The following is a 25,051-nucleotide window of genomic DNA, read 5'->3' on the forward strand; positions in this document are numbered from 1 at the left end:
TGTCTGCTTTGCACTTTTCATCTATACTTCTGAAAATTAGGCATAACGTACTGATTGCAATGTTATTTACGAGTGGTATGGTAAGTCGCTTCCTGCATGAAGCGTGACGTTTTCTAACACTGGGCGGTGTGATGAATAAGCTTGTGGAGTTTTATAAGCTCTTTAATTATTCGATTTTTCTTTTATTTTCATCCTCACCACTGCTATCAGTGTTATTTGTTTTTTTGGTCGTAATTCAAGGCATTATGCCGACATTAAGTGTTATGTTGGGCATTAGGTTAGGGAATCTTATCGGCCATGCTAACCAAACTGACATTTTTATTACCTCTATTGCCTGGGTAGTGACCTTTGTTATTCCTGGTGTGTTGGCCCCGATAGTCAGCACGCTGCAAAGTGTTTTGAATCAGAAAGCAACCTTTTTAACGCAAAAAAAGATAATGTTGTCCGTTTCCAGAATAAATGATCTGAATGTGATAGAGACAGAAAAGATTCACAATGATTTTGAAACCTTGTCACGAGAAGCATCAAATAAACCACTGAATTTATTAGTCAACTTGGTGAGTGTTTTCAGAGACTCGATAACATTAGTTTCTCTGTCTTTATTGATATCGACTATTGTTTGGTGGCTGCCTTTTGCATTGCTGTTTCCGGCATATCCGGTTGCTCTTGCTGTTTCAAAATCACAAAAAGATATATTCAACGCTTTTGCGGATAAGAGTGGTGCGTCACGATTAATCAAATATTTTATTTCTGTTTTGTTGAATACTGCGCTAGCTAAAGAAATTAGAGTTTTTAATTTGTCAAATTTTTTCATGTCTAAACATCGAGAAAATTTTCACCAGCTTGAATGTGATTTAAATGAGATCAGAAAAAAACAGATATTAAGACCGCAAGGTTGGAACTTACTTTATCTGGTTACCGCCTCATCGGTCATGTATTGGTTTTCAAACCATATTTCACAGGGGGAAATTTCAACAGGCGAGTTACTTGGCGTCATTCAGTCTATCACTTTTTTTGGCCTGACATGTCAATGGGGGGTCTATACGTTAGCTTACCTGTCCGTCTGTTTTGAGTATTTTAGAAAACTCTATGACATTGAAAACCTGTGTCAGGATGAGCGTGCCATGTATTTTACATTACCTGATGATAAGACAATAATATTTGAAAATGTCTCTTTTTCGTATCGAGAGCAGCGATGTGCCGTGAGTGATGTCAGCTTTCAAATAAAAGAAGGTGAGCATATCGCTTTAATCGGAGAGAACGGTGCGGGAAAAAGCACTCTTGTTAAATTATTATGCCGACTCTATACGCCGACATCGGGGCGAATTACTCTGGGAGGTATAGATATTAATGAGATTGATATCACCGTTTGGCGCGAGTATATATCTGCTATCTTTCAAGATTTTGGTCATTATGTGCTCAGTGTTGAGGAGAATATCTACCTGGGGGATGTGGCTAATGGGGGTAACAGAGAGGCGCTAGAACGTGTGTGTTTGCAGGCAGGGTTTACATTACCCGCAGGAGTAGATTATACCGATCTGTTGGGGAAAGAGTTTTCCGGGACGGACCTGTCTGGCGGACAATGGCAACGGCTTGCTATTGCCAGGGCATTATATTCATCGAACAGTGGCATTGTTATCTTAGATGAACCCACCAGCGCACTGGATCCGCGCATTGAAGCAGATTTCTTTAAGCGTTTTTATCAAAGCACCAAAGGAAAAACCTCCATAACGGTAACACACAGAATGGGGGCCGTTAAGAATGCAGAGAAAGTGATTGTGATGAAAAACGGGGTTCTTGTAGAGCAAGGGACGCCCGATGCGCTCTCAAGGTTAAAGGGCGAATATTATGAGTTGGTCAATATCCAAAAAGAGCTTTGGAACGCGTCTTGAGTTGGTTTACCGTTAATTCATCATCTCATGGTATTTGCAATACGTGCCGATAATCTTGAGTGAACAGATCTCTCCTCCTGTTCAATAGACAAATAAAACACAAATCAAATGTCATAACCATGCACTTTATAAGGGCATGGGGAGCTATTTTTGCTGTTTCATGGTGCATTATTAGAAATAGATCTATTGCGTCAGCGATGTGTAATAACGTGGCTCCGACAAGGTAATCGTTTGCTTAAAAATGCAACCGTTTGCATATCATAAAAAATAAATGACCACCGGGCCGGTTTTATTGTGGTACGGGAATTGCTGTTTATTAAATAACCCTTCGTTTATTACTCAGGATAAAACAGCATGACCGTATGCAACCGTTACGCTATCCGCAGCGCTTTTTTCGATATTGTCGCGCCCGCAGAGAATCCGCAGCAGATCGTTGAGCATGCCCGTTATATTGAAGACGGCGTATTGCTGATTGATAAGGGAAAAATCGTCGATTTAGTGCCCTGGCAGCAAGGTGAAGCGCGTGTCAAAACGGGCTGGTCGCTGATCGATTATCGCGGAAAAGTGATTTTGCCGGGCTTTATCGATACCCATATTCACTTTCCACAGGCCGAAATTATTGGTGCTTACGGTGAGCAGTTGCTGGAGTGGCTTGAGCGTTACACTTTTCCTGCCGAAAGCCACTATGGCGATATGCACTATGCTACCCGGATGGCCGCGTTTTTCCTGCAACAACTGCTGAGTAACGGCACCACCAGCGCCATGGTATTCGCCACCGTGCATCCTGAATCCGTAGAGGCACTGTTTAGCGCTGCGCAAGGGTTGGGGATGCGATTGATTGCGGGCAAAGTGATGATGGATTGCAACGCGCCGGACAATCTGGTTGAGACGGCAGAAAGCAGCCATCGCCAGTGTCAGGCGTTGATCCGGCGTTGGCACGGTCGTGGACGTCTGGGCTATGCCATCACCCCACGTTTTGCGCCGACATCGTCACCGGAGCTGCTGAGTGCCGCGCAGCGCCTGCGCGAAGAATTTCCCGATACCTGGCTGCAAACACACTTGAGCGAAAACCCGCAGGAAGTGGCTTGGGTACGCGAGCTTTATCCCGATCGGGACAACTATCTGGATGTGTATCACCACTACCGGTTGACCGGTCGGCGCAGCGTGTTTGCGCACGCTATCCACCTCGATGAGGCGGAGTGGGATTGTCTGCACCAGACGCAATCTGCCGTGGCGTTTTGCCCCAGTTCTAATCTGTTTCTCGGCAGCGGGCTGTTTCGTTTGCAGCAGAGCTGGCACAAGGGCGTGCGTATCGGCATGGGGACTGATGTCGGTGCGGGAACGTCGTTCAGTCTGCTGCAAACGTTGGGAGATGCTTACAAAGTCGGGCAGTTACAACAGTACCGGCTGTCAGCCTGTGAGGCGTTCTACCACGCCACGTTGGGAGGCGCATGTGCGCTCGATCTGGAGCATGAAATCGGCAATTTTGCGGCAGGGAAAACCGCAGATTTCGTGGTTATCGATCCTGCGGCCACCGCCTTACAACGCCTGCGTGATGACAAGTGTCAGGACATTATGGAGCGGCTGTTTGTGCTGATGACGCTGGGTGACGATCGTAATGTGGTTGCCACCTGGGTCAATGGGCGTCCCGTTTGGCAGGCTGACTGTCAGGAGGTGGCCGCATGACCGCTTTTTTACTCAACGATACCGTAGTCGTGGAGCGGGATGGCGATCCTGCGCTGACCGTATTGCACTACCTGCGCCAGCGTAAGCGTCGCACCGGAACCAAAGAAGGCTGCGGTTCTGGCGACTGCGGTGCCTGCACTGTGGTAGTGGGCCGCGTGGAGCAGGGACGTATCTGTTATGAAACTGCCAGTGCCTGCCTGACGCCATTGAGCGCATTGCAGGGTAAACAGCTCATCACGGTAGAAGATCTGCGGCAGGAGGGAGAACTGCATCCGGTGCAGCAGGCGGTAGTGGATCTGCATGCGTCACAATGTGGTTTCTGTACGCCGGGTATGGTGATGTCCCTGTTTGTGCTGCAAAAACAGCACATAGGATGGGATCGTCAGCAGGCGGAGCAGGCATTGGCAGGAAATTTATGCCGCTGTACCGGCTATCGACCGATCATGGACGCGGCGCGCCAGTTGTGCGAACACCCGACAGAGGACAGTTTCACCCGACAGGAAGCGCATACCGTCGCACGGTTGAATGCATTGGCGAGAGAGGTCACCGAGGTGCCGTTCGGTGAGGAGCAGCGCTGCTTTATGCCAACCTCGCTGGAACAGTTGGCGGCCTATTATCTGCGATATCCACAGGTGCGCTTGCTGGCGGGGGGAACCGATCTGATGTTGGAGATGGCGCAAGCCGGATCGGCTCCTCCTCCCGCGATCGCGTTGGAACAGGTGGAGACACTGCGTGACGCCTATACGGATGACAACCATATCCATCTCGGTGCCGGATTAACCATTACTCAGTGCGAACATCGCTTACACGCCGCGCTCCCGGCTTTTGCTCAGGCGTTGCAGCGCTTTGCATCACGCCAGATCCGTAATCGCGCTACGCTTGGGGGCAACATCGCCAACGCATCACCGATAGGCGATACCCCTCCCATGCTGTTGGCGCTGGATGCTGCGTTGCTGCTACAGCGGGGGGGCGATCTTCGCACGATACCGTTGCGAGAATTCTTCCTGGCTTACCGCAAAACGGCGTTAGCGCCGGGCGAATTTATTCGCGAGATCCTGATCCCGCGTGGGTCGCTGCTGGACAACTTCCGCGCGTGGAAGGTATCCAAACGGGCCGATGACGATATCGCTATCGTGTTCGGCGCTTTCTCTCTGCATATCGAACAGGGACGTATTGTGCAGGCGCGCGTCGCTTTCGGGGGGATGGATGCGATCCCTCGGCGGGCTGAACGTTGTGAGCGCGCGCTGCTGCATCAGCCCTGGAACCGGGAGACGATTATGGCGGCCAGTCAGGTGCTGGCGCAGGATTTCACACCACTCAGTGACGCGCGCGCCAGCGCCGATTACCGCATGCAGCTCGCCAGGAATTTGCTGCTGCGTTACTTCTTCTGCTTACAAGGTGAAGACGTCACCATGGAGGTTACGCACCATGTCGAATAACACCGAGTCGCATAACATCTTGCAGCCTACACTCACCCAAACGGCGTTGCAGGCGCAATTCTCTCAGCCGCTGTCTGGCGCTGTTGGGCACAGCCGTATTCACGAAAGTGCCGCCCTGCACGTCAGCGGGGAAGCACGTTACATCGACGATCGACCCGAACCGGAGGGGCTGCTGCACCTCTGCCCGCGCCTGAGCGATCACGCCCATGCCCGCATTCTGAAGATTGATGTTGAACCCTGCTATCGCATTCCCGGCGTGGTGGCGGTGCTGACCCGGCAGCAGATCCCAGGTAACCCGGATATCGGTGCACTGGCTCCGGGCGATCCGTTGCTGGCCGATGAGGAAGTGAACTATGCCGGGCAGATGGTGCTGGTGGTAGCGGCAGAATCCCGTGAGGCGGCGCGATTGGGCGCGCGGGCGGCAATCATCGACTACGAGGTGCTGACACCGATACTGGATGTGCGTGAAGCGCTGGAAAAGCAACATTACGTTGAACGCCCCTTTGTGCAGCAGCGTGGTGATGTGGATGCGGCGCTGGCCCGCGCGGCACAGCGTTTGACGGGGGAGTTTCATATCGGTGGGCAAGAGCATTTTTATCTGGAAACGCAGGCGGCACTGGTTTATCCCGGCGAGCATCAAACGGTCACGGTCCATGCCTCCACCCAGAACCCCACCGAAGTACAAAAGCGGGTTGCCTCGGTGTTAGGTGTCAGCCAGAGTCAGGTGACGGTAGAGATGCGCCGTATGGGGGGCGCATTTGGCGGCAAGGAGTCTCAGGGGGCGAGCGTTGCCTGCTTGTGCGCGCTGGCGGCGCGGCTGACCGGGCGGCCTGCGAAAATGTGCCTGTCGCGGCGCGACGATATGCGTATTACCGGCAAGCGCCACGCTTTTTTTGTGCGCTACCAGGTCGGCATTGATGAGCGCGGGGTCTTGTGCGGGGTGAAGATCGATTTAGCCGCGAATTGCGGCCACTCACTGGATTTGTCGGGATCGATTGTCGATCGCGCCATGTTCCATGCTGACAATGCCTATTATCTGGGGGATGCGCGTATCACCGGATATCGCTGTCGCACCCATACCGTTTCCAACACGGCCTTTCGCGGTTTCGGTGGCCCTCAGGGCATGGTTGCCATCGAGCAGGTGATTGAGCACATTGCACGTACGTTACATCTGGACCCGCTGGAAGTGCGCAAGCGCAACTATTATGGCACGCGCGACGGCGGTATTAACGCGCGCAATATCACCCACTATCACCAACCGGTGGGACAGAATCTGCTGGATGACATCACCGAACGGCTGACGCGCAGCGCCCAGTACGATCAACGTCGTGCCGAGATTGAGGATTTCAATGCGCACCATCCTGTGCTGCGGCGCGGGCTGGCGCTGATGCCGATCAAATTCGGTATCTCTTTCACCTCGACCTTTCTCAATCAGGCGGGGGCCTTGCTGTTGGTGTATACCGATGGCAGTGTGCAGGTTAATCACGGTGGAACCGAGATGGGGCAGGGGCTGAATACCAAGGTGGCGCAGATTGTGGCACAGGTGCTGCAAATTGATAGCGCGTCGATTCAGATCACCGCTACCGATACCAGTAAGGTGCCGAATACCTCCCCGACGGCGGCGTCCAGCGGTGCCGATTTGAACGGCAAAGCCGCGCAGCAGGCAGCGGAAGTCATTCGGCAGCGCCTGGTCGACTTGCTGTGTCGCCTTTACGCCTGCGCTCCCGACGATATCGCCTTTTGCAATGGCGTGGTGCGTGCAGGTGAGCAGCATTTTACCTTTGCGCAGGTCGTGCAGTTGGCATGGCTCAATCAGGTGTCACTGTCGGCAACGGGGTTTTATCGGGTGCCGGGTATCCATTACGATCGTGACGCCGGGTGTGGACAACCCTTCTACTACTTTGTGTATGGTGCAGCCTGCGCCGAAGTGGTGGTCGATACGCTGACCGGTGAGTATCAGGTAAAGCGCGTGGACATTTTGCATGATGCGGGGGCTTCACTGAATCCGGCGCTGGATATCGGTCAGGTAGAGGGCGGGTTTGTACAGGGAATGGGGTGGGTTACCACCGAGGAACTGGTGTGGAACGCTCAGGGGCGTTTGCTGACCGATACCGGTGCCACCTACAAGATCCCGACCGTGGCGGATATTCCGCATGACTTTCGCGTGCAACTGTTGCCGCACACGGATAACGCGGTAGACACGGTGTTTCGTTCCAAGGCGGTGGGTGAGCCGCCGTTTATGCTGGGTATTGCTGTCTGGTGTGCATTGCAGGATGCGGTGGCGCGCCGGGATGACGCGCAGCCCCACGTTTTGCTTGAGTTGCCCGCCACACCGGAACGGGTATGGCGAGCACTGCAACGATCGTAGGCTTGCATCACTGGCAGGGCGTAATGGCCCACAGCCAGCGCGCTGGCGTCTTGTTGAGCTGCCGTGCCGTCTCCAGATAGCGGAGATCCAACACGCTGGCAGACCAATAGACATTCGCGGCATTGCTGGGTTGCCACTGTCCATCGAACCCTTTAACGCCAGCTGCGCGACGCTCAATGTCGAAACGCACCTTGGTATTGGCGAATTCTTGGTGCGTTTTTTCACCGTCGGCATAGGGTTTCAGCCATTCCAGCGCGGTACGCAGGCTCTGCCCATGGCGGCCTTGCAGATCAATCCAGTGCTCACCTTGCAATTGCGCTGCCATGGCGGCGCGCAGCAGCGGCTCCAGTGAGTAGACCACGTAGTGCAACGCGTCGCGTTCGGTGAAATCCATCACTTCGCCATCAGCGTGAATATTGGCATCTAACTGACGGATAAACGCCGCTTTGGCCTCTGTCAGCAACGCATCGTCATCTATCGCCGCCGCACTCATGGCGACTAACTTAACGCGATGGCTTTGCCAGTTGTTGCTCCAGATTTTTTTGGCACTGTTCTGGTTTTCGGCCATCTTCTGTAAGTACCCGGTTGCCATTGCATGCAGGAAGGCGCGGGTGCGCTCCCGTGTGGCTTCCGGCAGGGCGCTGTGGGTCAACCGGTATGCTTCAATCAGTCCGTCAAAGCTGGTTTCATCGATAGGATTGAAGCTGAGTTGATAGGTTTTCATCCAGTCATCCAGATAGATCGTCAAGCGTGACAGCAGCGCAGCATCCTGAGTCCGTTGCCAGGCTAAGGCCAGATCGCGCATATAGCTGAAATCACGCCGTGCCGCGTTAGACATATCGTAGATGCCCTGATGCGGCAAGGTGCCTTCCGTGTGTACGATCGGCATCGCTTGCGGCTTGGCGGCGGGTGGATGCGCGACAGTGGATAAGAGCGCCTTGGTTGAGGGCGCGCTCACCTTGCTGCAAAGCGCTTCGCTGGCCTGCACGGTTGGCAGCAACAGCATGGTCAGTATCCCTAAAGCATAGGGCAAACGGTGAAATCGCCGAGAACGGCAAAGCGTCGATGCGACAGTATTCATAGCAAGCATCCTGTGGTTATCAATCACCCGATCATACTGGAATGTGCCAGGTTAGGTTTAGTGCTGTTTCACATTCAGCTTTTTTGTTCAGTTTGGTTTATCCATTTCTTGGCTATACAAAGCCGATAACAGTATTTGTTTTGTTGGGGAATCACGCATAAAAATTGAGAAAAGCAATTTGTCTAAATCCATTGCAGGTATTCGAGGGGAAAAACATTATGTCGGAATTAGGAGAATTAGTGTTTATTTCTCAACGAAATAATCATTGGCATCTGGATGGGGTTGTTGATGAATTACGTCGCGTGCGACAGCAATGGCGCGACAGTTTTTCTCAGGGCGATTATCAGAATAAACGGTTACTGCCCTCAAAACAGAGTATCCATAGCGTTGTCGATACGCTGATTAAGGTATTGTATCCCATGCGATTGGGGGCTACCGATCTGCGTAAAGAGGGGGAAGATTACTACGTCGGCTATCTGCTGGGCACGGCGCTCGATGCGCTGGCGGAAGAGGCCGCGCTTGAATTGCACTACCTCGCAGGCACCTCAACGCCGCACGGCGTCACCTCACCCGAAGCGCAGGACGCAGAACAACGCATCCGTAAGTTCGCCACGCGCTTGCCAGCGATTCGACAACGTCTGGACAGTGATATTCAAGCCGCCTATCAGGGCGATCCTTCCGCGCGCAGCCAGGATGAAGTGCTGCTGTGCTACCCCGGTATTCATGCGGTGATGCATTACCGGCTGGCTCATGAACTGTATCAATTGGGGTTGCCTCTGTTGGCGCGCATCATGACCGAAAAAGCGCACGGCGAAACCGGTATTGATATCCACCCCGGAGCACAAATTAGCGAAGGTTTTTTTATCGATCACGGCACGGGCGTGGTGATCGGCGAGACGGCGATTATTGGCAAACGCGTGCGGCTTTATCAGGCGGTCACGCTCGGTGCCAAACGCTTTGTCACTGACAATAACGGCCAGTTGCAAAAGAACTATCCCCGACATCCGATCGTGGAAGACGATGTGGTGATTTACGCCGGTGCCACGCTATTAGGCCGTATTACCATTGGTGCCCGCTCCAGCATTGGCGGAAACGTCTGGCTGACGCGCGACGTACCGCCGGACAGCAATGTACGTCAGGCCAGCCTGTTGCAATCGCAGTACCGCGATGGCGACGGCATTTAATCAGCATATAGACGCAGCAAAATAATAATCAGCGACGAAGATGATTATTTAATCCGGTTATGGATTATGAAAAATAAGAATAAGCCGTCGCTGGTCTACTTATATCGCTCATTATTTTTGAAATGATTTTTCTAATAATAATTATGCACCCTGCATACGGATGTAATCATGACTATTTTGGATAGGGTGGGCAATACCCCATTAATCGCCTTGCCCTTATTTTCTAACGTTGCGCCTGGGGTATCGCTATGGGCGAAAGCGGAATTTATGAACCCCAGTGGTTCGGTAAAAGACCGTGCGGCAAAAGCCATGGTGCTGGATGGCATTGCGCGTGGCGCACTGACGCCAGAAAAAACCATTATTGATGCCACCAGCGGTAATACCGGCATTGCTTACGCCATGATGGGCGCGGCGTTGGGTTATAAGGTGGTGCTGTATATGCCGCAGAACACCAGCGCAGAACGTAAACAGATCATTCGCCACTATGGCGCAGCGATTGTGGAAACCGATCCGCTGGAAGGATCTGACGGTGCCTATCTGGCCGTTAAAGCCCAGGTTGCATCCGATCCCGCGCGCTATTTCTATCCTGACCAATACAACAACCCGGTCAATCCCGCGACCCATTTTGCCACCACGGGGGCGGAAATCTGGCAACAAACGCAGCAGCGCGTCACCCATTTTATTGCCAGCATGGGTACCTCGGGCAGTTTTGTCGGCATTGCCCAGCGGCTCAAACAGGAAAACCCATTGGTGCAAACGTTGGCTGTTCAGCCCGCCTCGCCGTTTCACGGTATTGAAGGCACCAAGCATATGGCGAGCAGCATCAAGCCCGGCATTCTGGATGAAACCTTGCAAGATGGCGTTATCACTGTCACCACCGAAGAGGCCTACGCCACCACGCGGCGATTGGCACGCCGGGCGGGCATCTTTGTTGGGGTTTCCTCCGGCGCTAACGTTGCGGCGGCCACTACACTGGCGAGCACCTTACCCGCCGACGCGGTGGTGGTAACGCTGTTGTGCGATACCGGCTCCCGCTACCTTGCAGACCCTTTTTGGAATGAAACCGATGATTGAGTTAACCACCGAAATTGCACACCAGATCCGCCAGGAAGGTGAAAAAGCCTATCCCAATGAGTGCTGCGGAGCGCTGTTGGGCCATTTTTCGACCAACGGTGATGCGCGGGTTACGGCGATTTTACCCATCGTGAATGCGCGGGAATCCGAAGAGCAATACCACCGCTTTGTGATAACCGCCGATGACTCATTGCGCGCCGAGCGCACTGCATTGGCGCAGGGTGTTGATGTGGTGGGGTTTTACCACTCGCATCCGGATCATCCGGCCATCCCGTCCGAGTATGACCGCGAGCACGCTCTGCCGTTTTACGCCTACATCATCGTGGCGGTTGCCGAACGGCAGGCCGGGGATCTGACCAGTTGGCGGTTGACGCAGAGCCGACAACGTTTTGAACAAGAACGTGTGCAAACGGCGCCGTGATAGGACATGCCGAACAGCAAATGCACAGCGTTATCACCCGATAGAACAGACAGAGAGAGAAAAGCGATGGCAGCTACATTATTGATTCCTACCGCATTACGCGCCTTTACCGAGGGGCAGGGAAAAGTCAGTCTGGAAGGGCGCACCGTCGGGGAACTGGTTGCCGCGCTGGCAACGCGTTATCCCGATATTCAGCAGCACCTGTATGACGACGCAGGCGAACTGCGCGCGTTTATCAACCTGTATGTGGGTGACACCAATATCAAACACAGTGGCGGTCTGGCAACGCCCATCAATCCGGGGGATGAAGTGTTGCTGGTGCCTGCGATTGCCGGTGGCTCTGAGGCAACGCGATGAGTACACCGAGTATCATTCCCGACGACCGCCTGACCGAATTATCTCACGCCGAGATTGCGCGCTACAGCCGCCATTTACTGCTGCCGGAAGTGGGATTGGAGGGGCAGCAGCGACTGAAAAGCGCGAAGGTGCTGTTGGTCGGCACCGGTGGATTAGGCGCGCCGGTCGCGCTCTATCTGGCCGCAGCAGGCGTTGGCACATTGGGGATTGTGGATTTTGATTTCGTTGAGGTTTCTAACCTGCAACGCCAGATTATTCATACCACCAAGGACATCGACCGTCCGAAGGTGGCGTCTGCTAAAGACAAAATCAAAGCCATCAACCCTGATGTTCAGGTGGTGACCTACAACACCTCGCTGAGCAGCAAGAATGCGCTCGATATTATTCGGGATTACGACATTGTGGTGGATGGCACCGACAACTATCCCACCCGCTATCTGATCAACGACGCCTGCGTACTGTTGGGCAAACCCACCGTTTACGGCTCTATTTTCCAGTTCGAAGGGCAGGCCAGCGTGTTCTATGCCAAAGCGGGGCCGTGCTACCGCTGCCTGTACCCGGCACCGCCACCGCCTGGACTGGTACCTTCCTGCGCCGAGGGCGGTGTGGTTGGAGTACTGCCCGGCATTATCGGCACCATTCAGGCCGCCGAGGTGATCAAACTGATTGTCGGCGGTAGCGATAGCCTGATTGGTCGCCTGCTGCTGCTGGATGTGTGGCAAATGAAACAGCGTGAACTGCGGTTGGAGAAAGATCCGGGTTGCCCGGTGTGTGGTGAGCACCCAACGATTCACGCACTGATCGATTACGAGGAATTTTGCGGCCTTAAACCCTCAAACGACGAAATACCGATCGAGAGCGTTACCGCCAAGGAGCTACAGGCGTGGCTGGAATCAGACAAGCCAGTGCAACTGATTGATATCCGTGAGCCTCATGAGCGAGCGATTGTGAAATTTCCTCAGGCTAAGGTGATGCCGCTCGGTCAAATCGTGCGGCGTATCGATGAATTTGATCCTGCGGTGGATGCGGTTTTCCTCTGCAAGATTGGGCAGCGCAGTATTTTCGCCATCCGTGCGCTTCAGCGCGCTGGCTATCAGGGCCGCGTGTTGAATTTGAAAGATGGCATTAACGCTTGGGCGCGGGATGTGGATACCCGTTTGCCTCAGTACTGAGAGTCATCCCCTTTATTTCCGGCAAATAAGACGAAGGTATCATCATGGCAGAACAAAAAGTCATTAATGCATTGGGGCGTGAAGCCGCCTACCAACTGGCTAACGTCACCAAGACTGCGCCGCAATTCGGCGCCATTACGCCGCGCTGGGTAAGCCGTTTCCTCGACTATAAGGGGCTGGAGTCGGGCATCTATCGCGTTAACAAAGTGGTGGAGGGGGATACACCGCTGGATGTGCTGTGCAGCCAGGACCCAACCCGTATCGAGATCCCAAAAGGGTATATCGAATACCAGACGCAGCCGCGTGAATATCAGTTGGACTCGATTGCCACCATCGTTAACGTCGATACCAAGATTGCCGATCTCTACAGTTCCCCGTTCGATCAGGCGTCAGAACAGATTGCACTGGCGATTGAGAGCCTGAGAGAGCGTCAGGAAAGCCAGTTAATCAATAATGACGACTACGGCTTATTGAATAATATCGCTGAGTCGCAGCGCATTCAGACGCGCAATGGACGCCCAACGCCAGACGATCTGGATGAGTTGATCGCCAAGGTGTGGAAAGAGCCCTCTTTCTTCCTGGCGCATCCGCGTGCCATTGCCGCGTTTCAGCGTGAGGCCACGCGTCGCGGCGTGCCGCCGGTTACTGTTAACCTGCACGGTGGCACCTTTATCTTGTGGCGCGGCATTCCGCTGATCCCTTCCGACAAGCTGTTTGTTGACGGTTTAAAGAACCCGAAAGGCAAGGGCGGTAAAACCAATATCCTGCTGATTCGCTCTGGTGAGGCTAAACGCGGCGTGTTGGGGCTTTACCAGTCCGGGTTGCCCAACGAACAATCGCGTGGACTCTCCGTACGCTTCCGTGGCATCGATGACAACGGCGTTGCCTCCTACTTGCTCTCACTTTATTGCTCTGCGGCGATTTTGGCGGATGATGCGATCGCCGTGCTGGAGGACGTTGAAGTGGGTGAATACTATGACTATCAATAACCGGACTCTCAATAACCCGGCGCTTAATCACCGCGCCCTGACACCGCCGGGCTTGCCCGACGCACGGTCAGACCATTGGGGGCAGCCGCCTTCCGCGCGGGATTACGGATTGCCAGACGAGCGCGATCTGCTGGCGCTGTTGGGCAGTGGAACTCCTGTGCCGCGTGATATTGACCCCGCGTATACGCCTCGCGTGCTGCCTTTGGGGCAAGCGAATGCGCCATCGAGTGCGATTACCCCCGCCACGGCGGGCGCATCATCACTCTGGACGCCAGCGCCGTTGGCGCGTGTCGGGCTGGTGCCGGTGGAGCGTATCCGTGCGGATTTTCCCATTCTGTCTGAACAGGTGGACGGTAAACCGCTGGTGTGGCTGGACAACGCTGCCACCACGCAGCGGCCACGTCAGGTGATTGAGCGCATCAGCCACTACTACCTGCATGAAAACTCTAACGTGCACCGAGCCGCGCACGCGCTGGCGGCTCGCTCCACTGACGCCTATGAAGCCTCGCGCGAAAAAGTGGCGCGTTTTCTCGGCGCGCCGGGGCCCGAGAACATTGTCTTTGTGCGTGGCACCACGGAAGGCATCAACCTGATTGCGCACAGCTACGTGAAGCCGTTACTGCGACCGGGGGATGAAATCATCCTCACGCTGCTCGAGCATCACGCCAATATTGTGCCGTGGCAGTTGGTGGCGCAGGAAACGGGTGCGGTGATCCGTGTGGCACCGGTGGATGAACGAGGCCAACTGATCGTCGAGGAGTACGTGCGTCTGTTTAACGACAGAACCCGGTTTGTTTCGGCGACCCACGTTTCGAATGCGCTGGGAACCGTGACGCCGATTCAGGAACTGGTGGCGATTGCACACCGCTTTGGCGTGCGTATCGCCATTGACGGGGCGCAATCTGTCTCACATATCCCCGTGAACGTCACGGCGCTGGATGCCGACTTTTTCGTGTTTTCCGGCCACAAGATCTTCGGTCCAACCGGGATCGGCGTGGTGTATGGCAAGCAGGACGTGTGGGACGAGGCGCAACCCTATCAGGGGGGCGGTAACATGATCGCCGATGTGACCTTTGAACTGACGCGCTATCAACCTGTGCCGAACAAGTTCGAAGCGGGCACCGGAAATATTGCCGATGCTGTCGGGCTGGGGGCGGCGATCGATTATGTGACGGCGCTCGGTATCGAAAATATCGCCCAGTACGAACATGCACTGCTGGAATATGGCATTGAAAAGCTGTCACGCATTCCCGGTTTGACGCTGGTTGGCACCGCAGCGCAGAAGACCAGCGTACTGTCGTTTGTGTTGGCCGGGCATGAGAATGAGGCGGTTGGGCGTCATCTCAGTCAGGCTGGGATCGCGGTTCGCTCAGGGCACCATTGTGCACAGCCCATTTTGCGTCATTTTGGTCATGAAGGAACCGTACGACCCTCTCTGGCCTTTTACAATACGCCGCAAGAGATTGATTTTCTGGCAGAAAGCATTAGCCAACTGGTTGCGCGCTAACCGGCGCAACCCACGTCCCCTCATCACCCCGGCGTAAGCCGGGGGTCTCTGGTTAGCGAATCTCCGGCACTACCTCTCTGGTGGTAATGAAATCGCATTATGAGCGAGATCAGTATTTTCTTGAACGCGGTCGTTGTATTGTTCTGTATATATCGAAACACCAGGACATCAACATGATAAAGAAAATAGGTTACACACTCGGGGTTGTCGGGCTGCTTATGGCGTTTTCCTCTGCGTGGGCAGCGCGTCAGGTTACCGATCAGTTAGGGCGCAACGTCACCATCCCCGATCACGTTAATCGCGTGGTGGTCTTGCAGCATCAAACACTGAATCTGCTGGTGCAGTTGGATGCGCAACAGAGTGTGGTTGGCGTGCTGTCCAGTTGGAAAAAGCAATTGGGGGACAGCTATCTGCGCCTTGCCCCTCAGTTGGCAAATTTACCGATGCCGGGCGATCTGACACAGGTGAATATTGAAAGCCTGCTGAAACTCGAACCGCAGGTCGTGTTTGTCGCCAACTATGCGCCGCCGGAGATGATCTCGCAGATTGAACGCGCGGGCATCCCAGTGGTGGCTGTCTCCCTGCGTCAGGACAAGCCTGGCGAGGCTGACAAAATCAACCCGACCATGAGCGATGAAAATACCGCATATAACGAAGGGCTTAAAACCGGCATCCGCTTGATCGGTGACGTGGTGGAGCGCCAGAAACAGGCAGAAGCGCTTATCAACTATACCTTCAGCGAACGGGAAAAAGTCAGTGCCCACATCGCGGCTATCCCTGAAGAGAAGCGCATTCGCGTGTATATGGCTAACCCCGATCTGACCACCTACGGCTCAGGAAAATATACCGGTCTGATGATGTCACACGCCGGTGCCATGAACGTGGCGGCAGCCTCCATCAAAGGCTTCAAACAGGTCTCGATTGAGAATGTGCTGGCCTGGAATCCACAGGTTATTTTCGTGCAAGATCGCTACCCGGACGTGGTGCAGCACATCATCAACGACCCGGCCTGGCAGTCCATCGATGCGGTGAAACAGCATCGGGTCTATCTGATGCCGGAATACGCCAAAGCCTGGGGATACCCGATGCCAGAAGCGTTAGCCATTGGCGAACTGTGGATGGCGAAAAAGCTCTATCCGGAACGCTTTGCCGATGTGGATATGCAAAAAGCCGCGAATTACTATTACCAGCGCTTCTACCGTATGGATTACCGCGCGGAAAATCCAGCAGCACAATGACGGCGCAACGCTATCGTATTACGCTGCTGGCCGTGGTGGTGGGGACCTTGTTGATTGCCCTGTGCTCATTGGGGCTGGGGCGCTATGGCCTTTCTCCGTGCCGCATTGTACAGATACTGGTCGAGCCGTTGTCTGACAGCAATCCGACGCTGAGTGACATTGAACGTCAGGTGGTGTGGAGTGTGCGCTTACCTCGGGTGCTACTCGCACTGTGTGCTGGAGCAGGGTTAGCTCTGAGCGGTGCCACGCTGCAAGGCGTGTTTCGCAACCCTCTGGTTGATCCACACATTATTGGCGTCTCTGCCGGTGCGGCGTTTGGCGGCACGCTGGCTCTCTTGCTGAGTTGGACACCACTGTTTCTGCTGCTCTCGACGTTCACGTTTGGCATGGTCGCCCTGCTGCTGGTGTTCATGATGGCTGCCGCGTTGGGCAAGCAGAATGTCCTGATCCTGATACTGGCGGGTGTCATCATCAGCGGCTTTTTCGGCGCATTAGTCAGTCTGATGCAGTATCTGGCTGATACCGAAGAAAAACTGCCAAGTATTGTGTTTTGGCTGTTGGGGAGTTTCGCCACCGCCCACTGGGACAAACTGGTCACACTGGCGCTGCCGCTCGGTCTGGCGGGAGGACTGCTGTTGCGCCTGCGTTGGCACATTAACGTGCTATCGATGGGAGAGCAGGATGCGCGCACGCTGGGCATGGCAGTGCAGCCGGTGCGCTGGCTGGTGCTGAGCCTGTGCGCGGCGGTGGTGGCTGCACAGGTGGCCGTGAGCGGCAGCATTGGCTGGATTGGGCTGGTGATCCCCCACGTTGCGCGCATGCTGGTGGGGGCCGATCACCGGCGTTTATTGCCGGTATCGTTCTGGCTTGGCGGTGGGTTTATGGTGCTGGTGGATGATTTGGCGCGTACGCTCAGTGATGCGGAGATCCCGTTGGGGATCCTTACTGCACTGTTTGGCGCACCGCTGTTTGCCTTGCTGCTGTATAAAACACAACGGCAGCGCAGAGGTTGATGCTATGTCACTGATGAGATTATCCACACAGGCGCTGGCGTATGGCTATCACGCGGGAGAGCCGTTTTTCCCTCCGCTCGAACTGTGCTGCCGTGCCGGGGAAATCACCGCCATTTTGGGTGCCAACGGTCGGGGAAAAACCACATTGCTGCACACGCTGCTGGGTTTTCTGCCGCCGTTAGCCGGGACGGTGCAACGGGACGGGGCAATAGGTTTTGTGCCGCAGCTTTTTACGCCGCCTTTCTCCTACAGCGTGCTGGATATGGTACTGATGGGGCGAGCAGGGCGTATCTCGCTGTTTTCCCTGCCGACGGCGCACGATATTGCCGCGGCGCAGCGTGCGCTGGATATGCTGGGCATCGCGACGCTGGCCGAGCGTGATTTTAGCGCGCTGTCGGGCGGGCAGCGGCAACTGGTGTTGATTGCACGTGCGCTGGCCTCGGAATGCCAGACGCTGATCCTTGATGAGCCGACCGCCGCACTTGATTTGCACAATCAGGCGCAGGTACTGCAATTGCTCACACGTTTGGCGCGTGAGCAAGGGCTGTGTATTTTGCTCACCACGCACGACCCGTCTCATGCGCTGGCGATCGCGCAGCAGGCGTTGTTGTTGATGGCCGACAAACAGTACCTCTACGGCCACCGCGATACGGTGGTGACAGAACAGAACCTGACCCGCCTGTACGGTATTCCGGTGCGGCAGGTAACGCTCGAGACGCCTTCGCAGCCGCCTTATCAGGCACTGATCCCCTTGTTTACCGTAACGGAGCCGCGATGACCCTTCCTATACGCCTCTATGCGGCGGGCAGCCTGCGTAACGCTTTGACACCGCTGCTGGCTGCATTTTCCGAACGCCATTCGTTGCAGGTGATGACAACGTTCGGCCCGGCAGGGCTGTTGAGTGAGAAAATCGAGCAAGGGGATGAGGTCGATCTCTTTGCATCGGCAAACTGCGCTCACCCTCTGCGCTTGAAAATGCTGGGGCTGGCGCATCACACGATGGTCTTTACCCGCAATCACCTGTGCATTGCGATGCGCAATGTGCCTGAATTGACCTCGCAGCACTGGCTGTCCGCACTGTGCGATGCCCGGTTTGTGCTCTCAACGTCAACACCAGGAAACGATCCCGCTGGCGATTACGCTTTTCAACTGTTTGATCGTATCGAACACTATCATCCCGGTACTGGCAGGTTACTGCGCGACAGGGCCAAACCGCTGGTGGGTGGCTCAATGACGCACAATGTCCCACCGGGGATGACCGCTGGGAGCTACCTGATCCGAAGTGGGCAGAGTGATATGCACATCGGCTACTCCAGCTACTTGCCGCTATTGCTGAACCAGCCGGATTTACACGTAGTGCTTGTGCCAGCGCCCTACAACATCACCGCGGAATACATGCTGGCACTGTTGAACCCGGTCAGGCCGGAGGCACGTCTGCTGGCAGACACCATCTTGTCAGCGCAAGGGCAGGATTTTCTGGTAAGTAACGGGTTTACTGCACTGGCCTGACGCGGTAAATCGGTTAATCGTGACAAATTCTGCTATGATTGCGGCTCACCTGCGCTGTGCCTGATGACAGCGTGCCTTTCCTTTGTCGTCGTTGGTAGAGCAATCACTGTGAGTACAACTTCTTTTTCTTCTCTGGCGCTGCCTGCGGAGCAGCTATCTAATCTTGATGAACTGGGCTATAGCGCAATGACGCCCGTTCAGGCGGCTGCGCTGCCTGCCGTGTTAAGCGGTGTGGATGTGCGTGCCAAAGCGAAGACCGGCAGCGGAAAAACGGCGGCATTTGGTATCGGTTTGTTGAATCGCATCGTGGTGAGTGATTTTACCACGCAGGCACTGGTGCTGTGTCCTACGCGTGAACTGGCAGATCAGGTCAGTAAAGAACTGCGTCGTCTGGCGCGCTTTACGCAGAATATCAAAATCCTCACGCTGTGCGGCGGCCAACCGATGGGGCCACAACTTGACTCGCTGGTGCATGCGCCGCACATTGTGGTGGGAACGCCGGGACGGCTTCAGGAACACCTGCGCAAACAGTCCCTGTTGCTGGACAACCTCAAGGTGTTGGTGCTGGATGAAGCCGATCGTATGCTGGATATGGGGTTTAGCGACGCGATTGATGACGTGATCTCCTATACCTCGCCCGAGCGACAAACTCTGCTGTTTTCCGCCACCTACCCGCAGGAGATCGAACAGATCAGCGCCCGCGTTCAGCGCGAGCCGCTGCGCGTGGACGTGACAGACGATGAAGTCGCGCCTGCGATTGAACAGCATTTCTACGAGACCACCCCGCAGCAGCGTTTGCCGCTGTTAGTGGCCGTTTTGAATCATCATCAACCCCGTTCTTGCGTGGTGTTTTGCAATACCAAGCGTGATTGTCAGAGCGTGTTCGAAACGCTGGAGGCGCGCGGCATCAGCGTGCTGGCGCTGCACGGCGATCTCGAACAGCGCGATCGCGATCAGGTGCTGGTGCGCTTTGCCAACCACAGTTGCCGTGTGCTGGTCGCGACCGATGTGGCGGCGCGCGGTCTGGATATTAAAGATCTGGAACTGGTGGTCAATTTTGAACTGGCGTTCGATCCAGAAGTGCATGTGCACCGTATCGGTCGTACCGGGCGTGCCGGTCAGCAAGGCGTGGCGGTTAGCTTGTGTACACCGCAGGAAATGGCGCGTGTGAACCTACTGGAGGACATGCTCGGCATGAAAGTGCAGTGGGCGTCTGCGGGTTCCCTCACGCGCAACGCGGAAGCGATGCTTGAGCCGGAGATGATGACGCTGTGCATTGACGGCGGCAAAAAGGCCAAGATTCGGCCCGGTGATATTCTTGGAGCATTAACCGGCGATGCGGGATTGACGGCGGCAGAAGTTGGTAAAATTGATATGTTCCCGGTACATGCTTACGTGGCCATTCGCAAGGCCAGCGCCAAACGTGCGTTGCAGCAACTGCTTAAAGGCAAGATCAAAGGAAAAAGCTGCAAAGCGCGGTTATTGAAATAACTGCATAAGGGCAGGTTTGGCCTGCCCTTATTGGATACCCAGTACCTTTTGTTTTATATTATTTATAAGCTATTAATTATTTAGTCTAATTATTCATTTAAATATGTTTTTCCCGGTCAACAGCAAAATAACCTCAGTCACGGGTAAGCTAATTGCACCTGTTTGATACCTCTCGTTCAACTAGAGTATATTGTACTCTATCCTATGAGGCGTATAATACCCTGGTCAACGGCGATAGGCTGACACCAGGGACTCTTTTATCACTCTGAATAATAATCATAATTTTTATAATGTGAGATAGCGTGTTGATTGACTCTGCAACAGAGGACAGTATGGATGATGGCAAAAGTAAAGAGAAGAAAACCATCGTGCATAGTGCCCTCGACAATATTCCCCTTGTTTCTGTTATGGAACATGCGTCGATCCCTTGGGGAATAAAAAGCAACGAATCAAAATTTGTTTATATGAATCAAGCTGCAATGAACTTTTGCAACATTCCTAAAGGGTTTGATGTTGAAGGTCGGCTGGATTCAGAGATTCCGGTCTCCTGGAGTGAATTGGCTCCTGAATTACAAGCGCACGATAGAAAAGCCGAACAGAGTAAAGAGGGGGCCGATGTTATCGAAACGGCGTACTTTGGTCGTGATGCGATACTTGCGCCGTGGCACTGTGCAAAATTCCCGATATACCATAGCGATGGCACGGTGTTAGGGACAATGTTTTATGCCAAAGCATTCAACTTCTATTCGGTATATGAGTTTTTCAATAATAGTAAACCTTCCGTAATAACACTCACCCCACCCGTTGATATTTTTACTCAGCGAGAGTTAGAGATAATATCCTTCGCTATCCGACGACTCTCGGCAAAAGAGATCGCCAGCAGGCTGTGCCTTTCCTATCGCACGGTGCAAAATCGCTTAAACGGCATTTACAGTAAAGCGCAAACCACCTCGCTCAGTGGCTTGATTGAGTATTGCATGATGGTTGGGTTGAATGACTATATGCCAAGAAGCCTGTTAAAACAGAAAGTGGATTTCTTTTGGTAGCGCGATCCGGACACCGGCCTCAGCGCGCGATGATGCGATCGAAAAGAAGCTGTTGGATATCTTCGCGCTGTGCCTGAATGACATGCACGACAATCCTGTTTTGTTCGCTGTTGATGGAATAAAAGAACCGATAACCGCTTTCTGTATTACATTCACGGTATTTCATGCAGCCCAATTTAGATAGCTGCGGTGAGATAGGGCAGCTTGAAGGGAAAGCAGTGACTCTATTTTCAAACTCTTGGATCGCAAGCCGTAACACAGGGCGGGGATCGATGTTGTTACTGCGCAGGAAGAACGCTATTTTGTTTACACAGAACTTTGCCGTTTCCGTATAGGTGACATCGATCCCTGTCTTGTGCAGTGTGGTCATATTGACTCCCTGTCATTGCAACGTTAAATGCCATCCAATAATTCGTCGCGTGCAAATACCCGCCCTTCGGCGAGATCTTTTTCGGAAATCGTCAGCAGTTTTAACAGTGCGATCGCGTCATCGCGTTGCTTTCTTTCTTCAAAAGACTCAATGACATAAGCAGGCATGCCATTTTGGGTAACCAAAATCGGCTCAGAAAGTTCAAGTGCAGCCGCGTGCTTTTTAATATAGCTGATGGTTTCGACTCTCATGGCGACTCCTGTGGTTTACTTGTAATATCGCGGGACGTATCACAGGGCAATCCTGTATCACGCGATGCCTAGTGACGGATAAACCCAAACATGGTCTGAATGTGGACCATATTTGGGTTTTCGTCAATCTTGAAAAACCCTCACCGTCGCTATTTGAGATAAATCGTCATGGCCATTGCTGTCTCACGGCGGGGTCAGCATAAAGACTTTTTCATTCTGTCCCAGATAGCGTGCCGCCACCCGATTGATATCAGCCACGGTAAGGCGGTTCCAGAGGGCGAGTTCCTGATCCAGACGAGCAAAGTTTTTATCATCGGCTGCCGTTTGCGCCAGCGTATCGGCCCAGAAACTTGCGCTCTGCCAGGCGGGTTGCTTTTCGGTACGCCAGATGTTTTTGGCTTCGTTAAGCTCCTTCTCCGTCACACCGTGTTGGCGTAATGACGCGATCACCGTCTGGGTCAGCCGTGTCATTTCCTCTGCGCGTTGTGGTGCGGTGGTAAAATTCAATCGACCGGTGTAGTAGGGCACAGGCAGCTTGGCGAGCATGGAAGAAAATCCCAGCGCATAAATACCGCTTGCCTGTTCACGCAGCGCAAACCGCAAACGCTGACTCACGATAGTATCCAGCAGTTGCAGCGCCAGAGCCTCTTGCGCTGACCACTGGGCGGGAGCGGCGAACTGGATACTGATCATGCTTTTATCCGAACTGGCGAGCGGATAGGTCTTGGTCAGCGTACTCATTTTGGGACGAATGCCCACATCGCGCCAATGCAGACGTTGATCCGTAGCCGGTAGCGCCGCAATCCAGCGTTCCACCGCCGCTTTCACTTTTGGCACATCTACCGCACCTGCAATCACCAGCGTCATATCCTGCGTAGCCCCCAACAACTGCTGATGGCTTTGCTGAAGCTGATAGGCGGTAAACTGCCGCCAGTTACCCTCGGGGCTGATGGTCAGACGATCGCCATGCAGGTAGCTTTCCCGATTAATGTTATCCAGAAACTGACGTTCTACCGGCATCTGTTTCAGCGAGGAGGCAAAGCTGGCCTTGTACTGTTCCAGTTTTTGCCCGTTAAACTGGGGCTGGGTGATTTTCAGGTAAAGCAGTTTTAGCACGGTTTCCAGTTCATCGGCCGGCGCACTGCCGCGAAAGCCGTGATACAACATCTCGCTGTAGGGCTGGAGCGTGAGGCTGTGTTGCTTGCTGAACAGCGCCAGTTCTCGACTGCTGTAGCTCCCGTATCCGCTACTTTCCGGCAGTTTCAGCGCCCATTCCACCAATCCGGGGGTTGCCTCGGTTTCCAGAGAACGGCCGCCGGGAATGCGCAACGACACTTGCACGTCGTCTTGCAGCGCCTTATCACTTTTCACGATAACCGTAATGCGGTTGCTCAGTGTCCACTGTTCGGTGTTGTCCAGCGGCAGTGGCTGACGCTCACTGACAGTTCCTGCGGTGGGGGCGAGCAGATTTAACGTAACCGCACGGGCTTGCAGTGCAAACGGACCTGGCTGAGAGCGGCGAATTTGCTGCCAGAGCGTGGTGAACGCCTGGGGCTGGAATGTAGCGCTGTCACTATCCGGGCCGATAAGGGCCAAACGGGGCGATGCGCTATCGAGAAACGCCGCGATATGGCGTTGCAGATCGGCGGGCTTAACGTCTTTGATCAGCGCATGGGTCATAAAAAGCTGCTGCTTTTTGTCAAACAATGGCATCTGGAAGGCTAACGCCGTGGTTATCTGATCGGCCAAATAGTCATTCTGATAACGCTGCTGGGTGGCGGCCTGCTGGCTGAGCTTGGCGAGCAGGCGTTGACGCACACCGTTTAGTTCGTCATCGCTGACGGGGGATGTCGCCATGCGCTGCACTTCCGTCCAGAGTAAGCGCAACGCGCCCTGATAATCTTGCCCTGAAGGACGCACAATCATCAGTTGCTGGCGCCGTTTTTCATCGAGCAATGCCCCTTGCTCGTTGACTGAGGCGGAAGGGAGTTCGCCGTTGTCTACCAATACGCCAAGGCGTTGGTTAAGGATAGGTATCCAGAGATTATCCAACAGGTCGTCACGCTGCCCTGCGGCGGTATTCAGCGGTGCGACGGCATCGCGCTGCAAGGAAAACTGGATCACCCGATCGCCATATTCACGATCAAAAATAGGGGAGACCAACAGGGCGGATTGTGGCGCAAAGCGCTGCCATTCTGGATTATCCGGCGTGGCGGGTTGAACGGGTTTAGCGGAAAAATAACGCGAAATCGCGCTTTTTATCGCGGATTGATCCAGTTCACCGACAATCACCAGCACCATACGTTCAGGCTGATACCAGGTGTGATAATACGCTTTTGCCTCGTCTACCGGTGCCTGACGAACGATATCCAGCAGGCCGATAGGGTCGCGTTCAGCATAGCGGCTACCGTGATAACGCAACTGTTCCAGTGCCTGATTAATGCGAAAACCTACGCCCTGACGTACTCGCCACTCTTCGACGATCACTCCGCGCTCTTTTTCAAACGCGTCCTGCTCGAATGTGATGCCCTGTGCCCAGTCGGACAGGAGTTGCAGGCCGGTTGCGGTCTGCTCAGGGGTAGCCTGTGGCAGCGAGAGCTTGTAGGTGGTGGAATTGAAGCTGGTCACGGCGTTGACGTGATTGCCCAGCTTGATGCCTTGTTGCTCAAGCTGTTTAAACCCGCTGGTGCCGGGGAAATGGGTGGTGCCTTTGAACGCCATGTGTTCAGTGAAGTGCGCCAACCCACGCTGCTGTTCGTTTTCTTGTAGCGAGCCGCTTTTCACCAGCAGGCGCATCTCGATGCCTTTCTGTGCGCGTGGCAGCAGATAGACATCAAGCCCGTTGTCCAGTGTGAAATGTTGCATGTCCGTGCGCGTCGGCACAGCGCTGGCAGCCGAGTGGCGATCGGTACTGGCGCAGCTCAGCAACGTCAGACTCATGATGCCGATGGCAACGCGATAAG

General features: G+C 54.2%; 21 protein-coding genes. 17 read left to right on the forward strand and 4 right to left on the reverse strand.

Annotated features, from left to right (window positions below):
- Window positions 1-131: 131 nt before the first annotated feature.
- The 4 genes from J5067_RS14220 to xdhB all read left to right on the forward strand — a co-directional run bounded on the left by J5067_RS14220 (window position 132) and on the right by xdhB (window position 7,385).
- On the forward strand, window positions 132-1,892 hold the full coding sequence (locus J5067_RS14220) for an ABC transporter ATP-binding protein (RefSeq protein WP_264651382.1): 1,761 nt from the start codon (window positions 132-134) through the stop codon (window positions 1,890-1,892).
- Window positions 1,893-2,246: 354 nt separating this feature from the next.
- Window positions 2,247-3,578 (forward strand): guanine deaminase, encoded by a 1,332-nt coding sequence (guaD, locus tag J5067_RS14225; protein ID WP_264651383.1) that lies wholly within the window; start codon window positions 2,247-2,249, stop codon window positions 3,576-3,578.
- Window positions 3,575-5,017 carry a xanthine dehydrogenase small subunit gene (gene xdhA, locus J5067_RS14230; protein WP_264651384.1) on the forward strand — a complete coding sequence of 481 codons (1,443 nt, stop codon included), beginning with the start codon at window positions 3,575-3,577 and terminating at the stop codon, window positions 5,015-5,017. Before guaD ends, xdhA begins: the two co-directional genes overlap by 4 nt.
- Window positions 5,007-7,385 (forward strand): xanthine dehydrogenase molybdopterin binding subunit, encoded by a 2,379-nt coding sequence (xdhB, locus tag J5067_RS14235; RefSeq protein ID WP_264651385.1) that lies wholly within the window; start codon window positions 5,007-5,009, stop codon window positions 7,383-7,385. The genes xdhA and xdhB overlap by 11 nt, the downstream gene beginning before the upstream one ends.
- Window positions 7,386-7,392: 7 nt before the next feature.
- Here the strand turns inward: xdhB and J5067_RS14240 are convergent, their stop codons facing one another.
- On the reverse strand, window positions 7,393-8,466 hold the full coding sequence (locus J5067_RS14240; protein WP_264651386.1) for an alginate lyase family protein: 1,074 nt from the start codon (window positions 8,464-8,466) through the stop codon (window positions 7,393-7,395).
- A 245-nt stretch (window positions 8,467-8,711) separates the two neighbouring features.
- Between J5067_RS14240 and epsC the strand changes: the two genes are divergently transcribed.
- From epsC to J5067_RS14305, 13 genes are all read left to right on the forward strand, one after another.
- Window positions 8,712-9,650, forward strand: a complete 939-nt coding sequence (gene epsC / locus J5067_RS14245) for a serine O-acetyltransferase EpsC (RefSeq protein ID WP_369076104.1) — start codon at window positions 8,712-8,714, stop codon at window positions 9,648-9,650.
- A 168-nt stretch (window positions 9,651-9,818) separates the two neighbouring features.
- Window positions 9,819-10,724, forward strand: a complete 906-nt coding sequence (locus tag J5067_RS14250; protein WP_264651387.1) for a PLP-dependent cysteine synthase family protein — start codon at window positions 9,819-9,821, stop codon at window positions 10,722-10,724.
- A complete protein-coding gene (locus J5067_RS14255; protein ID WP_264643528.1) occupies window positions 10,717-11,145 on the forward strand; it encodes a M67 family metallopeptidase in 429 nt (142 codons plus the stop codon). Before J5067_RS14250 ends, J5067_RS14255 begins: the two co-directional genes overlap by 8 nt.
- A gap of 66 nt (window positions 11,146-11,211) precedes the next feature.
- Window positions 11,212-11,502: a MoaD/ThiS family protein gene (locus J5067_RS14260; RefSeq protein WP_264627620.1), complete on the forward strand. Its 291-nt coding sequence runs from the start codon at window positions 11,212-11,214 to the stop codon at window positions 11,500-11,502.
- A complete protein-coding gene (moeB, locus tag J5067_RS14265) occupies window positions 11,499-12,674 on the forward strand; it encodes a molybdopterin-synthase adenylyltransferase MoeB (RefSeq protein ID WP_264627619.1) in 1,176 nt (391 codons plus the stop codon). Before J5067_RS14260 ends, moeB begins: the two co-directional genes overlap by 4 nt.
- Before the next feature lie 44 nt (window positions 12,675-12,718).
- Window positions 12,719-13,663 (forward strand): family 2A encapsulin nanocompartment shell protein, encoded by a 945-nt coding sequence (locus tag J5067_RS14270; protein WP_264643525.1) that lies wholly within the window; start codon window positions 12,719-12,721, stop codon window positions 13,661-13,663.
- The gene (locus J5067_RS14275; RefSeq protein WP_264651388.1) at window positions 13,650-15,170 is read left to right on the forward strand and encodes a cysteine desulfurase; all 1,521 of its coding nucleotides are present in this window, start codon (window positions 13,650-13,652) and stop codon (window positions 15,168-15,170) included. The genes J5067_RS14270 and J5067_RS14275 overlap by 14 nt, the downstream gene beginning before the upstream one ends.
- A 173-nt stretch (window positions 15,171-15,343) precedes the next feature.
- Window positions 15,344-16,408 carry an ABC transporter substrate-binding protein gene (locus J5067_RS14280; protein WP_264651389.1) on the forward strand — a complete coding sequence of 355 codons (1,065 nt, stop codon included), beginning with the start codon at window positions 15,344-15,346 and terminating at the stop codon, window positions 16,406-16,408.
- On the forward strand, window positions 16,405-17,421 hold the full coding sequence (locus J5067_RS14285) for an iron ABC transporter permease (RefSeq protein WP_264651390.1): 1,017 nt from the start codon (window positions 16,405-16,407) through the stop codon (window positions 17,419-17,421). Before J5067_RS14280 ends, J5067_RS14285 begins: the two co-directional genes overlap by 4 nt.
- A gap of 4 nt (window positions 17,422-17,425) precedes the next feature.
- Complete coding sequence (locus J5067_RS14290) at window positions 17,426-18,199, forward strand: ABC transporter ATP-binding protein (protein WP_264651391.1); 774 nt, start codon at window positions 17,426-17,428, stop codon at window positions 18,197-18,199.
- Window positions 18,196-18,930: a molybdate ABC transporter substrate-binding protein gene (locus J5067_RS14295; protein ID WP_264651392.1), complete on the forward strand. Its 735-nt coding sequence runs from the start codon at window positions 18,196-18,198 to the stop codon at window positions 18,928-18,930. The genes J5067_RS14290 and J5067_RS14295 overlap by 4 nt, the downstream gene beginning before the upstream one ends.
- Before the next feature lie 108 nt (window positions 18,931-19,038).
- Window positions 19,039-20,421 (forward strand): ATP-dependent RNA helicase DbpA, encoded by a 1,383-nt coding sequence (dbpA, locus tag J5067_RS14300; RefSeq protein WP_264643519.1) that lies wholly within the window; start codon window positions 19,039-19,041, stop codon window positions 20,419-20,421.
- 332 nt (window positions 20,422-20,753) lie between these two features.
- On the forward strand, window positions 20,754-21,467 hold the full coding sequence (locus J5067_RS14305; protein WP_264651393.1) for a PAS and helix-turn-helix domain-containing protein: 714 nt from the start codon (window positions 20,754-20,756) through the stop codon (window positions 21,465-21,467).
- 19 nt (window positions 21,468-21,486) lie between these two features.
- Here the strand turns inward: J5067_RS14305 and J5067_RS14310 are convergent, their stop codons facing one another.
- From J5067_RS14310 to J5067_RS14320, 3 genes are all read right to left on the reverse strand, one after another.
- Window positions 21,487-21,837 (reverse strand): type II toxin-antitoxin system RelE/ParE family toxin, encoded by a 351-nt coding sequence (locus J5067_RS14310; RefSeq protein ID WP_264628622.1) that lies wholly within the window; start codon window positions 21,835-21,837, stop codon window positions 21,487-21,489.
- A 23-nt stretch (window positions 21,838-21,860) separates the two neighbouring features.
- On the reverse strand, window positions 21,861-22,088 hold the full coding sequence (locus J5067_RS14315) for a type II toxin-antitoxin system Phd/YefM family antitoxin (protein ID WP_264628623.1): 228 nt from the start codon (window positions 22,086-22,088) through the stop codon (window positions 21,861-21,863).
- A gap of 183 nt (window positions 22,089-22,271) precedes the next feature.
- Complete coding sequence (locus J5067_RS14320) at window positions 22,272-25,028, reverse strand: pitrilysin family protein (protein WP_264651494.1); 2,757 nt, start codon at window positions 25,026-25,028, stop codon at window positions 22,272-22,274.
- Between the last annotated feature and the right edge of the window lie 23 nt (window positions 25,029-25,051).

This window comes from Candidatus Symbiopectobacterium sp. NZEC151 (genome assembly GCF_025962655.1).
Taxonomy (GTDB): domain Bacteria; phylum Pseudomonadota; class Gammaproteobacteria; order Enterobacterales; family Enterobacteriaceae; genus Symbiopectobacterium.

Coding starts and splice junctions, on each gene's coding strand:
- moeB (WP_264627619.1), top strand. CDS start 11,499: ATGAGTACACCGAGTATCATTCCCGACGACCGCCTGACCGAATTATCT.
- guaD (WP_264651383.1), top strand. CDS start 2,247: ATGACCGTATGCAACCGTTACGCTATCCGCAGCGCTTTTTTCGATATT.
- J5067_RS14320 (WP_264651494.1), bottom strand. CDS start 25,028: ATGAGTCTGACGTTGCTGAGCTGCGCCAGTACCGATCGCCACTCGGCT.
- J5067_RS14240 (WP_264651386.1), bottom strand. CDS start 8,466: ATGAATACTGTCGCATCGACGCTTTGCCGTTCTCGGCGATTTCACCGT.
- J5067_RS14250 (WP_264651387.1), top strand. CDS start 9,819: ATGACTATTTTGGATAGGGTGGGCAATACCCCATTAATCGCCTTGCCC.
- J5067_RS14295 (WP_264651392.1), top strand. CDS start 18,196: ATGACCCTTCCTATACGCCTCTATGCGGCGGGCAGCCTGCGTAACGCT.
- J5067_RS14280 (WP_264651389.1), top strand. CDS start 15,344: ATGATAAAGAAAATAGGTTACACACTCGGGGTTGTCGGGCTGCTTATG.
- J5067_RS14305 (WP_264651393.1), top strand. CDS start 20,754: ATGGATGATGGCAAAAGTAAAGAGAAGAAAACCATCGTGCATAGTGCC.
- J5067_RS14260 (WP_264627620.1), top strand. CDS start 11,212: ATGGCAGCTACATTATTGATTCCTACCGCATTACGCGCCTTTACCGAG.
- J5067_RS14270 (WP_264643525.1), top strand. CDS start 12,719: ATGGCAGAACAAAAAGTCATTAATGCATTGGGGCGTGAAGCCGCCTAC.
- J5067_RS14290 (WP_264651391.1), top strand. CDS start 17,426: ATGTCACTGATGAGATTATCCACACAGGCGCTGGCGTATGGCTATCAC.
- J5067_RS14315 (WP_264628623.1), bottom strand. CDS start 22,088: ATGAGAGTCGAAACCATCAGCTATATTAAAAAGCACGCGGCTGCACTT.
- J5067_RS14285 (WP_264651390.1), top strand. CDS start 16,405: ATGACGGCGCAACGCTATCGTATTACGCTGCTGGCCGTGGTGGTGGGG.
- xdhA (WP_264651384.1), top strand. CDS start 3,575: ATGACCGCTTTTTTACTCAACGATACCGTAGTCGTGGAGCGGGATGGC.
- xdhB (WP_264651385.1), top strand. CDS start 5,007: ATGTCGAATAACACCGAGTCGCATAACATCTTGCAGCCTACACTCACC.
- J5067_RS14310 (WP_264628622.1), bottom strand. CDS start 21,837: ATGACCACACTGCACAAGACAGGGATCGATGTCACCTATACGGAAACG.
- J5067_RS14275 (WP_264651388.1), top strand. CDS start 13,650: ATGACTATCAATAACCGGACTCTCAATAACCCGGCGCTTAATCACCGC.
- J5067_RS14255 (WP_264643528.1), top strand. CDS start 10,717: ATGATTGAGTTAACCACCGAAATTGCACACCAGATCCGCCAGGAAGGT.
- J5067_RS14220 (WP_264651382.1), top strand. CDS start 132: ATGAATAAGCTTGTGGAGTTTTATAAGCTCTTTAATTATTCGATTTTT.